This window comes from Streptomyces sp. NPDC007917, from assembly GCF_042959105.1.
Classification (GTDB): Bacteria; Actinomycetota; Actinomycetes; order Streptomycetales; family Streptomycetaceae; genus Streptomyces.
On the sequence record NZ_JBIBKK010000016.1, the window covers coordinates 180,714 to 195,592 of the forward strand.

At 73.3% G+C, this 14,879-nt stretch carries 12 protein-coding genes; 3 read left to right on the top strand and 9 right to left on the bottom strand.

Translation table 11 applies throughout. The features are described 5' to 3' along the window. Positions 1-67 precede the first annotated feature (67 nt). Positions 68-736: a ThuA domain-containing protein gene (locus tag ACFZDL_RS29565; protein WP_353596413.1), complete on the top strand. Its 669-nt coding sequence runs from the start codon at positions 68-70 to the stop codon at positions 734-736. Positions 737-834: 98 nt separating this feature from the next. Next, on the top strand, positions 835-2,064 hold the full coding sequence (locus ACFZDL_RS29570) for an alginate lyase family protein (protein WP_353596412.1): 1,230 nt from the start codon (positions 835-837) through the stop codon (positions 2,062-2,064). A gap of 180 nt (positions 2,065-2,244) precedes the next feature. Here the strand turns inward: ACFZDL_RS29570 and ACFZDL_RS29575 are convergent, their stop codons facing one another. From ACFZDL_RS29575 to ACFZDL_RS29595, 5 genes are all read right to left on the bottom strand, one after another. Beyond that, positions 2,245-4,770 (bottom strand): SpoIIE family protein phosphatase, encoded by a 2,526-nt coding sequence (locus ACFZDL_RS29575; protein WP_391192873.1) that lies wholly within the window; start codon positions 4,768-4,770, stop codon positions 2,245-2,247. A gap of 166 nt (positions 4,771-4,936) precedes the next feature. Further along, entirely contained in the window at positions 4,937-5,761 is an 825-nt protein-coding gene (locus ACFZDL_RS29580; RefSeq protein WP_353596410.1) for an alpha-L-glutamate ligase, read from the bottom strand. Next, complete coding sequence (locus ACFZDL_RS29585) at positions 5,758-6,666, bottom strand: ATP-grasp domain-containing protein (RefSeq protein WP_353596409.1); 909 nt, start codon at positions 6,664-6,666, stop codon at positions 5,758-5,760. The genes ACFZDL_RS29580 and ACFZDL_RS29585 overlap by 4 nt, the downstream gene beginning before the upstream one ends. A gap of 110 nt (positions 6,667-6,776) precedes the next feature. After that, entirely contained in the window at positions 6,777-7,631 is an 855-nt protein-coding gene (locus ACFZDL_RS29590; protein ID WP_353596408.1) for an ABC transporter permease, read from the bottom strand. A 201-nt stretch (positions 7,632-7,832) separates the two neighbouring features. Continuing rightward, on the bottom strand, positions 7,833-10,631 hold the full coding sequence (locus tag ACFZDL_RS29595; RefSeq protein ID WP_353596407.1) for an alpha/beta fold hydrolase: 2,799 nt from the start codon (positions 10,629-10,631) through the stop codon (positions 7,833-7,835). A gap of 248 nt (positions 10,632-10,879) precedes the next feature. Here ACFZDL_RS29595 and ACFZDL_RS29600 point away from each other — a divergent pair, with 248 nt between their 5' ends. Further along, on the top strand, positions 10,880-11,158 hold the full coding sequence (locus ACFZDL_RS29600; protein WP_353596406.1) for a hypothetical protein: 279 nt from the start codon (positions 10,880-10,882) through the stop codon (positions 11,156-11,158). Between the two features lie 67 nt (positions 11,159-11,225). On the opposite strand, the gene ACFZDL_RS29605 is transcribed toward ACFZDL_RS29600, so the two are convergent. The 4 genes from ACFZDL_RS29605 to ACFZDL_RS29620 all read right to left on the bottom strand — a co-directional run bounded on the left by ACFZDL_RS29605 (position 11,226) and on the right by ACFZDL_RS29620 (position 14,871). Beyond that, positions 11,226-12,317, bottom strand: a complete 1,092-nt coding sequence (locus ACFZDL_RS29605; protein ID WP_391192897.1) for a methyltransferase domain-containing protein — start codon at positions 12,315-12,317, stop codon at positions 11,226-11,228. A gap of 122 nt (positions 12,318-12,439) precedes the next feature. Beyond that, complete coding sequence (locus ACFZDL_RS29610) at positions 12,440-13,696, bottom strand: glycosyltransferase (RefSeq protein ID WP_353596404.1); 1,257 nt, start codon at positions 13,694-13,696, stop codon at positions 12,440-12,442. Beyond that, on the bottom strand, positions 13,693-14,538 hold the full coding sequence (locus ACFZDL_RS29615; protein ID WP_353596403.1) for an alpha/beta hydrolase: 846 nt from the start codon (positions 14,536-14,538) through the stop codon (positions 13,693-13,695). The genes ACFZDL_RS29610 and ACFZDL_RS29615 overlap by 4 nt, the downstream gene beginning before the upstream one ends. Positions 14,539-14,541: 3 nt before the next feature. Then, entirely contained in the window at positions 14,542-14,871 is a 330-nt protein-coding gene (locus tag ACFZDL_RS29620; RefSeq protein WP_353596402.1) for a phosphopantetheine-binding protein, read from the bottom strand. Between the last annotated feature and the right edge of the window lie 8 nt (positions 14,872-14,879).

The window sequence follows — 14,879 nt, forward strand, 5'->3', positions numbered from 1 at the left end:
AGGTGCCCTCATCATGGTAATCGCTTTCCACAGTTCCGCCACCGCACGCCTTCTTGGAGCGACCACCATGGCGCAGAGCCGGCCGAGGTTCCTCGTCTGCACCCGCACCACCGCCTATCGGCACGACTCCATCCCCGACGGCGTCCGCGCCTTCCGTGAGCTCGGCGCCGAGCACGGCTTCGACGTGGTGGCCACGGAGGACCCGCGGGCCCTCGAAAGCGGCCTCGACCGCTTCGCGGCCGTGGTGTTCCTCTCCACCAGCGGTGATGTGCTCACCCCCGAGGGGCGGGAGGCGCTGCGGGCCTTCTGCGGGGCGGGCGGCGGGTTCATGGGTGTCCACGCCGCCGCGTGCACCGAATACGGCTGGCCGTACTACGGCGAGCTGCTCGGGGCCCGCTTCGACCGCCACCCCGCGCTGCAGCCGGGCGTCCTCACCATCGAGGACCGGGACCACCCGGCGACCAGCCATCTGGGCGCCACCTGGGCGTTCACCGACGAGTGGTACGACTTCCGGGCCAGCCCGCGCGGTGCGGTGCGGGTGCTGGCCTCCGCCGACGAGGCCTCGTACGAGGGCGGGGGGATGGGGGACGACCATCCGCTCGTCTGGTGTCATGAGCACGACGGCGCTCGGGTGTTCTACACCGCGCTCGGACACACCTGTGAGGCGTACGACGATCCCGCCTTCCGGGCCCACCTCCTCGGCGGGCTCCGCCACGTGGCGCGATCACCACTCTGACCACATCCCGCACCACCCCCCATCCCCCACACCCCCCATTTCGCACCCCCCACACCCGCACCCCCCCCACGACCCCCCACGATGGGAGTGACTTCTCGATGAGCCGCGAGAACACACACAAGCTCAGCCGCCGCGGAGTGCTGAAGGCCGCCGGAGGGCTCGCGCTGGCGGGCGCCGCCGGCGGCATCGCCACCGCCGTCACCGCGGGCTCCGCCGACGCCGCCCCGGCCACCTTCACCCACCCGGGCATGCTGAACGCCTACGGCGAGCTCAACCGGGCCAAGGTACGGGTGGCCGCCGGGGACGACCCGTGGCTGGCCGGCTGGAACCGGCTGATCGCCAACTCGCACGCACAGTCAGGCTGGAAGGCCAACCCGCAGGCCACCATCATCCGCGGCGGCACCGGCGAGAACTACGGCATCCTCTACAACGACATCCACGCCGCCTACCAGAACGCCCTGCGCTGGAAGATCGCCGGGACCACCGCCCACGGAGACACCGCCCGGGACATCCTCAACGCCTGGTCCGCCAAGCTCACCACGGTCACCGGAACCTCCGACCGGTTCCTGGCCGCCGGGATCTACGGCTACCAGTTCGCCAACGCCGGCGAGCTGATGCGCGGCTACTCCGGCTTCGACCTCAACCGGTTCAAGAGGATGATGCTCAATGTCTTCTACCCGCTGAACAACCAGTTCCTCACCGGTCACAACGACGCCTGCATCACCCACTACTGGGCCAACTGGGACCTGTGCAACATGAACTCGATCCTGGCCATCGGCATCCTGTGCGATGACGGGGCCAAGTACGACCAGGCCGTGAACTACTTCAAGAACGGCGCGGGCAACGGCTCGATCAAGCACGCCATCCCGTTCGTGTACGACAGCCAGGGCCTCGCCCAGTGGCAGGAGTCCGGCCGCGACCAGGGCCACACCATGATGGGCATGGGCCAGATGGGCGCCTTCTGCGAGATGGCCTGGTCCCAGGGCGACGACCTGTACGGCTACGACAACAACCGCTTCATGAAGGCCGCCCAGTACGTCGCCAAGTACAACCTCGGCCAGGACGTCCCCTTCACCACCTACACCTGGGGCTCCGGCCAGAACTGCGACCAGCAGTCCCACACCGCGATCTCCGCCGCGAGCCGCGGCCAGATCCGGCCGGTGTGGGACATCCTGCACTACCACTACGCCAGGCGCCGGGGCCTGTCCGTCCCGTACATCACGGCCATGGCGGAGAAGGTCCGCCCCGAGGGCGGCGGTGGAGACTACGGCTCCACGAGCGGTGGCTTCGACCAGCTGGGCTACGGAACCCTGCTGTACGCCAAGTAGGGCGGTACGGCGGTCTTCGTTCCACGCCGGTCATCCCGAGGCCCCGCAGTTGTTACAGCTCCAACCGCCGGTGGGCCCCTGGATGACCGGCGCTCCGCACTGACTGCAGTTCACAACGGCCCCCCTGTCTCACCTTGTACCCATGAAGACGCCGTAACTCTGCCCCAGGCTGCTCGCATTTCAGGCGGAGATCGAAAGGGCGTCGTTCACATGGCCCGGCGGGAGGCTCTGCTCGGCCCAGATGACTTTGCCGTGCGGGGTCTGCCGGGTGCCCCACCGCTGGGTGAGCTGGGCGACGAGCAGCAGGCCCCGTCCCCCCTCGTCGAAGCTGCGGGCCCGGCGCATATGCGGGGCGGTGCTGCTGGCGTCGGAGACCTCGCAGATCAGCCCGGTGTCATGGATCAGCCGCAGCTGGATGGGGCTGCTGGCGTGGCGGATGGCGTTGGTGACCAGCTCGCTCACCACAAGCTCGGTGGTGAAGACCGCCTCCTCCAGGCCCCAGGCCATCAGCTGCCGCGTGGCCCACCGGCGCGCCTCGGCGACGGTGGCCGGAGTGGCCGACACATCCCGGGTAGCCACGCTGCCGGTGTCCAGGGTGCGGGTCCGGGCGATCAGCAGGGCGATGTCGTCACTGCCCCGCTCCGGGGTGAGGACGTCCAGCACGGACTGGCACATCTGCTCGGCCGACTCGGCGGGCCCGGCCAGCGCCCGGCACAGCAGCGCCAGCCCCTCGTCGGGGTCGACGGTGGTGGACCGCAGCAGCCCGTCCGTGTACAGGACGAGCGTGCTGTCCTCCGGGAGCTCCAGATCGACGGTCTCGAACGGCAGGCCCCCCACGCCCAGCGGCGGCCCCGGGGGCACACGCGGCAGCGTGACCGCGCCGCCGGGGGTGACCACGACGGGCGCGGGATGGCCGGCGCTGGCGAAGGAGGCCGTGCGGGTGATCGGGTCGTACACCCCGTACAGACAGGTCGCGCCCAGCTCGCCGGTGCTGTCCTTCCGCTCCTCGGCCGCGTCATCGCCGGTCTGGTGGCGGGGCTCGGCCTCGGCGGTGTGGAATTCCTCCTCGTCCAGGCGGATGACCAGATCGTCCAGGTGGGTGAGCAGCTCGTCCGGGGGAAGGCCGATGTCGGCGAGTGTGCGCACCGCGGTCCGCAGCCGCCCCATGGTCGCCACCGCGTGCACCCCGTGCCCCACGACATCGCCCACGACCAGGGCGATCCGGGCCCCCGAGAGCCTGATGACGTCGAACCAGTCGCCCCCGACCCCCGCCGCGGTGCGCGCCGGAAGGTAGCGGGAGGCGATCGACGCGGCCACCTGCCGCATCCCCGTACGCGGCAGCATGCTGCGCTGGATGGCCAGTGAGACGGCGCGCTCGCGCGTGTAGCGGCGGGCGTTGTCCACGCACACCGCGGCCCGCGCGGTGATCTCCTCGGCCAGCAGCAGATCGTCGTCGTCGAACGGATCGCGCGTCCGGTGGCGGTAGAACATCGCGACCCCCAGAGTGGTGCCCCGGGCGATCAGCGGCACCGCCATCATCGAATGGATCCCGTACCGGTGCACCGACTCGGCACGCCGGGGAACCTCCCTGATCCAGCGCCGGATCTCCTCGTCCCGGATCGAGTGCCGCACCCCACGGCCGGCCGTCAGGGCCTGGGCGGGAGGCGAGTACTCCGGCCACGACTCCGCGCCTCCGGCCTCCAGCGCCGCCTCCGGGCAGCCCGCCAGGACGGACTGCTGCGCGATACGGCGGAAGTCCACGGCCCGGCTCGCCGGCCTCACCATCGGCTCCTGACCGTGGTAGATCGCGTCCAGCAGGTCGACCGTGACGAAGTCGGCGAACCGGTCGACCGCCACGTCCGCCAGCTCCTGCGCCGTCCGCGTCACGTCCAAGGTGGTGCCGATCCGGCCGCTGGCCTCGGCCACGATGACCAGCCGACGGCGGGCCCGGTACTGCTCGGTGTAGTCGAAGACCACCGCCGACAGGCCCCGCACTACGCCCATCGCGTCCTTCACGGGGATCAGGTAGACGGTCCGGGCGGGGTCGAAGCCCTCGTGGCTCAGCCCTTCTCCGGTGCGGATGACCTGCTCCTGGAGCCGGTCGAGCTCCTGGACGATGGGCCGCGGGTCCATCTCGCGCAGGCGCAGCCCGCGCATCCGGTCCACCGACCGCCCCATGAGACGGGTCATGGCCACGTTCGCGCCCACCAGCCGTGCCTGGGCGTTGTAGACCGCCACGGGAATCGGCATCTGGGCCAGCGTCCAGTTCTCCAGCAGCCGCTCCTCCTCGGACAGCCCCGGGGGGCCGGGCTCCGGGCCGGGCCGGGCCTCCGCTTCCCTGCCCGCCACCACGAGCCAGTGGATCCCACCGCGGGCGTCGGTCAGCGGATGTGCCTGGACCGCCAGCGGTACGCGATGCCCGCCCCGGTGCCTGGCCATGATCGGGCCGCTCCACCCGTCGCCCGGCTGCGCGCGCAGATACCTCCGGGCCGAGGCGGGGAGATCCCCGGCGAGGAGATCCCGCACCGGATGCCCCAGCATGTCGCCGGGCTGGTACCCGAGCAGCCGCGCCGCATCGGCCCCCCAGGCCGTGATATATCCCCGGGCATCGACCTCGATCGCCGCCGAGAGCGGCGCGGCCCGCTGATGCCCGATTTCCCCGGCCCCGCCGCGGGACCTCGCGGAATCGTCCTTGCGCATCGGCATCTGCCTCGCCGGGCCGTGTCCGAATGCCCGGGCCCGGGGCCCGGACGCCACGGCCCCTCCCCACAATGATCCCCGGGCCCAGGCCCGCTCAATCGACTCCGCGCCGCGGTCCGGGACCGGATCCGCCCGCGACGGGCTCAGCGGGACCGGAGCCACCCATGACGGCTCAGCGGGCCGGGACGGCGCCCTGCTCGGCGGTACGCACCGCCAGGTCCGCCAGTGCCGCGGGGGCCCCGGCCTGGCCGCGCACCCCCGGAAAGGCGTTGATGTCCACGATCAGCGGCGCCCCGCCGCCCGCGTCGATCACATCCACGCCGTACACCTGCAGTCCGAAGACCGATCCGGCCCGCAGCGCCAGCCGCGCCCAGCCGTCCGGCAGGTCCCCCGGCGCCAGCGGCAGCGCAGGGCCGCGGGCGGGGTCCGCCAGCTCCGACCGGCGCACGGCCGCGAAGACCCGGCCCGCGATCACCCACAGCTTGTGGTCCCAGCCGCTGTTCTCGGTGAACGGCTGCACCACCACCGGCTCATCCGACCAGACGGTGGCCAGGGCGCGCAGCCCGGCGGCGTCGTCGACCCGGGCCACCAGATCGTGCCGCCGGCTGTGCCGGCTCTTGACCACCACCGGATACGCGGGCTCCTCGCCGATGAGCCGGGCGAGGGCCGGCACGGTCCGGGTGCGCGCGAACGGCAGCCCGGCCCGGAGCGCCAGCGCGGCCATCGCCGTCCGGTCCTGGCACAGCCCGGTCGCCCCCGCCGCGTTCAGCACCGGGGCGCCACGCTCCTCCAGGCAGCGGGCCAGGGCGAGCGCGCGGGGCGTCCGCGCCTTCAGCAGATAGACATCGGCGGGTGTCCCCAAGGAGTCAGGATCTTCCGGCCCGCCCTCCCAGGCGCCCGGGTCCACTACCTCCACCCGGTGCCGGGGCGTCAGCAGCGCGGCCGTGGCCGCCAGCAGCGGATGGTCCGGCTCCGGGGTGATCAGACCGATCCTCATCGGCCCTCGCCGGCGCTCGCGGGGACCTGTTCCGCCACCCGCGCCCGCGCCCTGGCGGGCACCGCGGCCGCAGCCCCCGCCCCCGTACCGCTCGCACCCCGGCGGGCCAGTTCCAGGACGGCCCGTCCCACCCGTGCCGCCGCGTCCGGCACCTGACGGAAGCTCGGGAAGTCGTTCACATCGACGATCACCGGGCCGTCCGGGCCCAGCAGCACATCCACGCCGTACAGATCCAGGCCGAAGGCCGCCCCGGCCTCGGCGGCGATCCGGCCCACCTCGGCGGACAGCGGCACCCGTCGCTCGCGCACCGGCCCCTCGGGGTGCAGCGGCGAGCTGCGCTCGGTCGCGTACAGCTCGCCGCCCACGCAGTAGACCTTCAGATCGACCCCGGAGTTGGCCACATACGGCTGGGCTATCAGCATCCCTTCCCCCGTCAGCTCCGCCCGCAGCCCGGCCAGCCGGTCGGGGGAGGACACCAGCCGCACCGCCCGCCCCGAACTCCCGTCAGCGGGCTTGACCACCAGCGGAAACTCCGCCTCCGGAATCTCCGCCAGCGACTCGGGCCGGGCCGCCGCATAGGTCCGCGGCATCGGCAGCCCCCGGGCGGCGCCGATCGCCGCCGCCAGCACCTTGTCCCGCACCCCGCGAATCGACCGCGCGTCATTGACCGTCGTCAGCCCCACGGCAGCCGCGGCCTCCAGCAGCGTCAGGCCCGGACCCCCGGAGACCGTCTTGAGCACCCAGGCGTCATGGCTGCCCGCCCCCACCGCCTCCGCCACGCTCACCAGCGAACTCCCGGGCCACACCACATCCACCCGGTGTCCCCAGGCGGTGAGCTGCCGGATCACCTCCAACGGCATACCGTCGTGGCGGTAGTGCTCCTCCACCAGAAAGCAGAGCCTCATCGACCTTCCCTGTCACGCCGGACGTTCGCCGACCCGTCCGGCGCGCCACAACGTCTCAGCATGTCATGGCGCGCCGGAGCACTCGCGGGCGGGAACGGGACGGCCGTGCGTCAGGAGACGATGTCCTTGCGGCTGAACCCGCGGAAGGCCAGCGCGATCAGCACCAGCGCATACGCCACCGAGACCGACACGCCCTGCACCATGCCGCTCCACTCCGCATGCGGCTGAAGCGCGTCGAGCCAGGCGAACTGCCAGTGCGCGGGCAGGAAGTCACGCCAGGAGCCGAGCGCGGTGACCGCGTCCAGGACATTGCCCACGATGGTCAGCCCGACCGCCCCGCCGACCGCGCCCAGCGGGGCGTCGGTGACGGTGGACAGCCAGAACGCCAGCGCCGCGGTGACCAGTTGGGACAGGAAGATGTACGCGACCACGACGGCGAGCCGGCCCAGCGCCTCGCCCGTGGCCAGCGAACCGCCCGTGGGGAGCCGCAGCGGCTCCCAGCCGTACGCCACCGTCCCCACCACCAGCGCCACCAGCGGCAGCAGCACGATGGCGGCCGCGCTGAACCCCAGCGCCACGGCGAGCTTGCTCAGCAGCAGCCGGGTCCTGGGCACCGGCGCGGCCAGCAGATAGCGCAGCGAGGACCAGTTGGCCTCGGCCGCCACGGTGTCCCCGCAGAACAGCGCCACCGGCACGACCAGCAGGAACGCGGCCGAGACAAACAGCGCCGTGGCGGCGAAGTTGGCCCCGGAGGCCGTCGCGGTGACCATGAGCGTGGTCCGGTTCTCGCGCCCCTCCGGGGTGCCGCCGAGCGCGAAGGCCGCGACCAGCACGAACGGCAGCGCGGCCAGCACCGTCGCCATCACCAGGGTCCGGCGCCGGCGCAGCTGCCGGACCGCCTCGACCCGCAGGGGCAGGGTACGGCCCGGACGGTGTCCGGGCGCCGCCTCCACCAGGGAACTCATGCGCCACCCTCCCGCTCGACCTCGGCGCGCTTCAACGCGCGGGATTCCTTCGCCACTGCTCGCTCCTGCGGCACGCTCATGCGGGCTGTCCTCCCCGCTCAGTCTTGGCGCGCTTCCACGCGTGGGCTTCCCTCGTCACTGCTCGCTCCTTCGTCGCTGCGCGGCTCCTCAGTCCAGCCCACGCAGCGCGCCAAGACACGCTCATTCTGGCGCTCCGATCAGGGTCAAGAACGCGTCCTCCAGGCGCCGGTTGGGCCCGAAGCTGGTCACCGGGATCTCCAGGCGCACCAGTTCGTTGAGTAGCCGCGCGGGGCCGGTGCCGTCGAGGCGCACCAGCAGCCCGTCGCCGGTACGCGCCGCGGAGGCGACCCCCGGCAGCGCGCCCACCTTCTCCACCAGGGCGTCGCTCAGCTCGCCCTCGTGGCCGACCAGCAGACTGCTCCCGGTGCCGGCGATTTCCTCGACCGGGCCCGTCTCGACGAGCCGGCCGCGGTCCATGACCACCAGATGGGTGCAGGACTGCTCGACCTCCGCGAGCAGATGGCTGGAGACGATCACGGTGCGGCCCGCCGCCGCGTACCGGATCATCACCTCGCGCATCTCGCGGATCTGCGGCGGGTCGAGCCCGTTGGTCGGCTCGTCCAGGATCAGCAGATCGGGCAGGCCCAGCATGGCCTGGGCGATGGCCAGCCGCTGGCGCATGCCCTGGGAGTAGGTGCGCACCGCGCGCTCCAGCGCGTCGCCGAGCCCCGCGATCTCCAGCGCCTCGTCCAGGTGGGCGTCCTCGGCCGGGCGGCCGGTGGCCCGCCAGTACAGCTCCAGGTTGGCCCGGCCGGTCAGATGCGGCAGAAAGCCCGCCCCTTCGACGAAGGCGCCCACACGGGAGAGCACCGAGGCGCCGGGCCTGATGGTGTGTCCGAACACGCGGATCTCACCGCTGTCGGGGGTGATCAGCCCCATCAGCATCCGCAAGGTGGTGGTCTTGCCCGCGCCGTTGGGCCCGAGCAGACCGAGGACCTGTCCCTTCTCCACGGTGAAGGAGAGGTCCTTGACCGCGTACCGGTCGACCGACTTCGCGTACCGCTTGCTCAGCCCCGTGATCCGCAGCGGCACCTCGGCCAGCTCCGGGTCGGGCGCCGGGGCGGCCGTGCGCCTCCTGCCGGTCAGCAGCAGGGCCAGCGCCACCACGGCGGCCACCAGCGGCAGCCCCCACACCCACCAGGCCAGAGCGGCGGACTGGGTGCGCACGCCCGGTGCGGTGGGGACCGTCAGGCCGCCGTCCGCGAGGGAGACGGTGTAGTCGGCGGGCTCGTTCGGCGAGGCGTAGCCGAGGTCGGTCGCGGACAGCACCAGCCGCAACCGGTGGCCCGGCTCCACCTCGTGGTCGACGGCGGGCAGCCGGAGTTCGACGGTCCGGCCCTGCTCGGCGCCGATGACCCGCACGGGGGAGACCAGCTGCGAGGGCAGCACCTGCCTCCCGTCGGGCCCCACGTCGTACACCTTCGCGAACAGCACCGCGTCGGGCGCGTCCGCCTTCACCCGCACCCTGACCGTGGGTGAGCCGGTGATGCGCAGCGACTGGCGCAGCGGCGCGGAGTCGAAGCGGGCGTACTGGCCGGGGAAGTCGAGCGAGACCCCGACGCCCAGGGACGAGGCCTGGGAGAGACCCGCGATACCGGGCACCGAGGAGACGGCCGACGGTCCGCCGCCGGGCGGGTTGGCGAACGACTGCTCACCGCCGCTCAGCCGCACGGTCCGCCCGTGGCCGGTGAGCCCCGGATAGCTGTCGCCCGTCGCGCCGCGGAGCCGGGCGGCGCCGTCGGTGGAGTCGAACCCGCCGGTGCGGGTGATCCGGAAGGCGGGCCCGGTGTCGGCGCCCTTGTCGCCCTTGAGATAGCGGTCGAACCACGCCCGGGTGCGGGCCGTGACGCGCCCGGTCTCCGGATCGCCCCCGTCGTGTCCGCCGGCGATCCAGTCGACGGCGACGGGTGCCCCGTTGGCCTTGATGGCCTTGGCCATCGCGTCCGACTGGTCGAGCGGGAAGAGCGAGTCGGTCTGGCCCTGGAGGATCAGGGTCGGGACCTTGATCCGGTCGGCCACGGCGGACGGGCTGCGGGCCTCGAGCAGCCGGCGGGCGGCGTCGTCCGGTTTGCCGGACACGGCGACCCGCTCGTACATCGCGCACAGCCGCTGCTCGAACCGGCCGCAGCCCTGGCCGCCCTGGCCCTTCCTGCCTGCCTGCGCGGCCTGGCCTGCCTGGGCTTCCTGGCCTGTCCGGGCTTCCCGGTTCTGCCGCTCTCCCGGGTTCTCCTGGCTTCCGGGGTTCTCCTGGCCTCCCGGGTTCTCCTGGTCTCCGGGCGCCTGGCCGGCGGTGGGGTCCGCCGAGCCGGTGGTGAAGAAGATGCCGGTCCACAGGCTCTTGAAGACACCTTTGGGGAAGAGCGCGTCGGCCAGGTTCCAGTAGGTGATCGCGGGGGCGATGGCGTCGACGCGGCGGTCGTACCCGGCGGCGAGCAGCGAGGCGGCCCCGCCGTACGAGGCGCCCGCCACCCCCACCCGGGGATCGCCGGCCGCGTCGAGCCGCACCTCGGGCCGCTTGGCCAGCCAGTCGATCAGCCGCCGGACATCGGCGCCCTCGCGCTCCGGGTCGTTCAGCCCGATCTTCCCCGTCGACGCGCCGAAGCCGCGCGCCGACCAGGTCAGCACGGCGTAACCGTCACGGGCCAGCTCCTCGGCCTGGTCCCGCAGATCGTCCTTGCTGCCCCCGAAGCCGTGGGCGAGCAACACCGCCGGCCTGCGGCCGGAGCCCGCGGTGAAGTACGAGGTGTCGATGCGGGCACCCGGCATGTCCAGCACCTGGTCCTCGCGGTGGACGGACGGGCGGTCATCGGACGCAGCTGCGACGGCCGCCCAGGTGCCCGCACCCGCGATCACGGCGACCGCGGCTGCCGCCGAGACCATCAGCCGCCGGCCGCGCAGCCGGGCTTTTCGCAGAATCATGTCTGCACCCTAAGCGGGCCTCCGGAACAGGGCAGCTGACACCGGGTGGATTCCGGGCCCCTCCCCGGGGAGTACCCTGCCCGTCTTCCGTACGCCACCCGCGGTACGGCGCGGCGGTCCGCGAGGCGCTGCGAAAGTGGCCTGCCGGAATCGCTCAAACCGCCCGTGGCCAGGGGATTTTGTCGGTGCCCGGCAGTAGAATGGAGGGGTCAAGAACAAGGGTCCCCGACCTCCTTTGGAGGAAGCCGATGGCCGCTGCCGCCACACCTCTTCCGGACCTGCCGAGCTATGCGACCCTCCCGACAAAACGAGTGCCCGCCGGACGTCCGCGCGAGTGGTACGAGACCCACCACCGCCGGCTGAAGGCCATGCGCCTGGCCATCGCCCTGCTCAACTCCGGGGTGTACCGCCCCGAGCAGGCGCCCAACCGCAAGATACGCACCACCGCCTCCCGGATCGGGGTGCGCCCGCCCTCCGACACCACCTGCCGCATGGTGCGGTCCCTCATCCGCTACGAGCACCGCTGACGCCGCCCCGCCGCGCCGTCGTCCCACGGCGCGGCGGGCCCGCTCGCTCGAGGTTTCTCAGGCCCGGTCAGTCGCGCCGGGCGACCACCCGGTAGGCGTTGGACAGATGGCGCCGGCCCGCCAGCGGCCTGATCAGGAATTGGTCCAGCGCGGCGGCCACCAGCAGGGCGGGGAGGCCCGCCAGCACGATCGCCGTGCGCAGCAGCCGGCGGGCCCGCCCCGGCGGCCGCGCCAGCCAGGGCTGGTCCTCGGGCGGGGCGGCGGCGTTCAGCAGCAGCCACACCGCGCCGAGCAGATCCACCGGGTCGTGCGGCCGGGCGTGCTCCTCGGCGACCACGGTGAAGCCGAGCCCGGACAGTTCCGCGCGCAGATTGGCCACGGGCACGAAGTGGAGGTGCTGCGGCTGGAGCCACGGCAGCCACCAGCGGCCCAGCAGCCGGGAGAAGCGGCTCTCCGGGTCGGGCACGTCGATCAGCAGATGTCCGCCCGGGCGCAGCGCCCGCCGCGCCGCGCGCAGCTCCCCGCGGGGATCCGTGCTGTGCTCCAGATAGTGGAACATGCTCACCACGTCATAGCCGTCGGCCAGTTCCGCCACCCGCTCGACGAAGCCGCCCCGGATGCCCCGCGTCACCCGGCCCGCCCGCTCGGCCAGCTCCACCCCGGCGCTCAGGTCAAGACCGTCGAAGAGGGTGCCGGGGAAGACCGCGCGGGCCGCCTCGCAGAAGTGGCCGTGCCCGGTGCCGACGTCCAGCCAGTTCCCCGGGGTCTCGGTGAAGGGCCGCAGCGACTCGGCACGCCTGATGTACGTCTTCCGCCGCCCGGCGAAGAGACCGCCCATGTCCTTCTCGCCCAGGCCGTCGTAGAAGTCCCGGTAGTAGAACTCCAGGCCCTCGCCGCTCAGCCGCGGGTTCTGGAACACATGGCCGCACTCCCGGCACCGATCCAGGCGGAAGCCGCCCGGCTTGTGCTGGAAGAGGTCGGTGGTGCGCAGCCGCTCCTCCAGCCGGGCCGAGCCGCACCACGGGCAGTCCGCCCGGCGCGGCTCGAAGAATCGCCCGGTGCCCCGCGCGAGATCCGCCGCGTAGCGCGGGCGCAGCGCGGCGACGGCCGCGGCGCGATCGCCCTTCTTCGGGGCTCGGCTCGCCTCCGGGATGCCCATGCCGCCGTCGACAGGCGCGCGCCCCTCCGGCTCTGCTCCCGGCCCCTCCGGCTCTGCTCCCGGCCCCGCCGGCGGGTGCTCCCGGCCGGTCCCGCGTGCGGTGGGTGGTTCGACGCCGCTGCTCATCTCTCCTCCAGTGAGGGCTGTGAAGGTGGCCGGGTGGTGGCCCGCGCTGCCAGCCGTTCGAGGTGGTCGGCGGCCGCGGCGGCGCCGCCGGCCGCGCGGAAGGACGCCGAGACGCGTTCGGCCGCCGCCCGATGGCCCGGCTCGTACAGGACGGCGTCGATGGCCTCGCCGAGACCGGCCGCCGTGACCCGGCCGAACCGCACCCGCACGCCCGCCCCGGCGGCCACCACCTGCCCGGCGACCACGGGCTGGTCGTCGCGGATGGGCGCCACGACCAGCGGTACGCCGTGCCACAGCGCCTCGCACACGGTGTTGTGCCCGGCATGGCACACGACGGCCGCGACCCGCGCCAGCAGCGGCAGCTGCGGGACCCCGCGCACCACCAGCACGCCGTCGTCCCGCGCCGCGCCGGACTCGGTCGCAAGCGCACCGGCGGGGTCGACGAGCACCGTCTGGAGACGGTCGGCGCGGGCGCGCGCGGCCTCCCGGCAGACGGCGAGGAAGCGCGCCCCGGCGTCGGCGTTGACGGTGCCCAGCGTGACCAGGACGGCCGGCCGCGCCGGGTCGAGCCAATGCCAGGGGAAGCCGGGTGCGGCGGGGCGGGCGGAGACGGCGATCGACGGGCCCACGAAGCGGATCCGCTCCGCGGCCCGCACGGGGCGGCCCGCCAGCTCCTCGGTGGTGAAGGCCAGCACCAGATGGGGCGAGAAGCGGGGATCCGCCGTCCCGGCCGGGTCGCCGATCCGGGTGCGCACCCCCGCCATCAGCCCCTCCAGCCAGGCGCCGACCCGAGGCATGCCGTCCAGCGCCCCGGTGAACTCCGCCGAGGTGGTGGCCGAGGTGGCCCACGGCACGCCCAGCCGCTCGGCGACCAGGCCACCGGCGACGGCCTGCTGGTCGGCGACCACCACATCCGGCCGGAACTCCTGGATCGCGGCCCGTACGCCTGGGGCCATCGCCTCGGCGAGCGGCACCAAAAAGCGCTCCCACAGGAACTTGAGCGCGCCGGGGCCCCGCGCGTCCGCGGGGCGTACGGCGCTGAGGTCCCCCTCGCCGAGCGGGGGCACCGCGCACCGGAAGATCACCGTCCGGTCCCCGGCCGGCCGTCCCACCACCTCAGGGCTCCCGGCCCAGGCCACCCGGTGGCCTCGGGCGGCGAGTTCGGCCCCGACGCCGAGCGTGGGATTGATGTGCCCGACGAGCGGCGGCACGACGAACAAGAAGCGGCGTCCGGCGGTGTGGGGACCTCTCATGAGGCCGCCTCCACCTCGGCGAGGACTGCCGTCGTAGCCCTTCCTCCGGGATCGCCGATCCAGCCGAGGACATGGTCGAGCACCAGGGCGGGCACCTCGACCAGGACCGAGTGCTCGTGGCCCGGCACGACGACCGTCCGGCTGCACGGCAGCAGCGACTCCAGCCACGGCGCCTGGGCTGCCATGTCCGAATCGGCGCCGTAGAGGGCGAGAACCGGGCTGTGCACGGAGCGGATCCGGCCCTCGCCCAGCACCGGGCTCGACGGGATGTCCTGGGCGATGGTGGTGGTGCGCACCAGCCGGGCCGCCGATCTGGCCAGCCGGGCGGTGTGCCCGCCGTGGTGGGCGTCGATCCAGGCCAGGGCGTCGGCCTCGTGCTCCGACAGCTGGGCCGCGGTGTAGCCGAGGAGCCTGTCGAGCTTCGCCGCCCATGCGCGGGTGGCCGGTTCGGACTCGATCAGCGAGAGGCCGGCCACCCGCTCCGGGTGGCGGACGGCGTACTGGAACGCGACCGTCCCGCCGAAGCAGTTGCCGACCAGGTGCACCGGGCCGTGGATGCCCAGCCGGTCGAGCAGTCGCTCCAGGTCCCCGACGAAGGACTCCAGCCGGTAGCCGTGCGCCGGGCGCTCGCTGCGCCCGTGGCCCCGCTGGTCGTACATGACCACGTCGACCCCGGCCGCGGCGAGCCCGGGGCCCACGGTGAAGTAGTAGGCGGCCAGGCTGTCGGTGAGCAGGCCGTGCACCAGCACGGCGGTGGGGGTCCCGGGCCCGGTCCGGCCGGGGCCGAGCCGCTGCACATGGAGCCTGACGCCGTCCGGTCCGCCGGTGTGGACCATGGCCATCGGTCAGCTCCCCCCGGCGGCCTTCAGGCAGCCGACGACGTACTCGACCAGGCGCCCCACGGTGAGGTCGATGATCTCGTCGAGCTCCAGCCCGGCCACGAACTCGGCGAAGTTGACCTGCCGTCCGTACCGGGCCTGCAGGGTTCCCGCCAGGGTGACCAGGTCGATGCTCTCCAGCTCGAGGTCCTCCATGAACCGGCTGTCCGCGGCGATCTCGATGTCGTCGAGGCCGTACTCGTCGAGCATGTTCCGGAGCATTCCGGCGATGTCCGCGAGGACGGTCTCCTCGTCGTCCGCCACGGGCGCCGCGGCGGTCTGCTTGGCGGTGTTCATCGTGTCTC

Bases quoted from the DNA above. Each gene is read 5' to 3' on its own strand.
- ACFZDL_RS29575 (WP_391192873.1), bottom strand. From the start codon at position 4,770: ATGCCGATGCGCAAGGACGATTCCGCGAGGTCCCGCGGCGGGGCCGGG.
- ACFZDL_RS29605 (WP_391192897.1), bottom strand. From the start codon at position 12,317: ATGGGCATCCCGGAGGCGAGCCGAGCCCCGAAGAAGGGCGATCGCGCC.
- ACFZDL_RS29590 (WP_353596408.1), bottom strand. From the start codon at position 7,631: ATGAGTTCCCTGGTGGAGGCGGCGCCCGGACACCGTCCGGGCCGTACC.
- ACFZDL_RS29620 (WP_353596402.1), bottom strand. From the start codon at position 14,871: ATGAACACCGCCAAGCAGACCGCCGCGGCGCCCGTGGCGGACGACGAG.
- ACFZDL_RS29570 (WP_353596412.1), top strand. From the start codon at position 835: ATGAGCCGCGAGAACACACACAAGCTCAGCCGCCGCGGAGTGCTGAAG.
- ACFZDL_RS29565 (WP_353596413.1), top strand. From the start codon at position 68: ATGGCGCAGAGCCGGCCGAGGTTCCTCGTCTGCACCCGCACCACCGCC.
- ACFZDL_RS29580 (WP_353596410.1), bottom strand. From the start codon at position 5,761: ATGAGGATCGGTCTGATCACCCCGGAGCCGGACCATCCGCTGCTGGCG.
- ACFZDL_RS29595 (WP_353596407.1), bottom strand. From the start codon at position 10,631: ATGATTCTGCGAAAAGCCCGGCTGCGCGGCCGGCGGCTGATGGTCTCG.
- ACFZDL_RS29615 (WP_353596403.1), bottom strand. From the start codon at position 14,538: ATGGCCATGGTCCACACCGGCGGACCGGACGGCGTCAGGCTCCATGTG.
- ACFZDL_RS29610 (WP_353596404.1), bottom strand. From the start codon at position 13,696: ATGAGAGGTCCCCACACCGCCGGACGCCGCTTCTTGTTCGTCGTGCCG.
- ACFZDL_RS29600 (WP_353596406.1), top strand. From the start codon at position 10,880: ATGGCCGCTGCCGCCACACCTCTTCCGGACCTGCCGAGCTATGCGACC.
- ACFZDL_RS29585 (WP_353596409.1), bottom strand. From the start codon at position 6,666: ATGAGGCTCTGCTTTCTGGTGGAGGAGCACTACCGCCACGACGGTATG.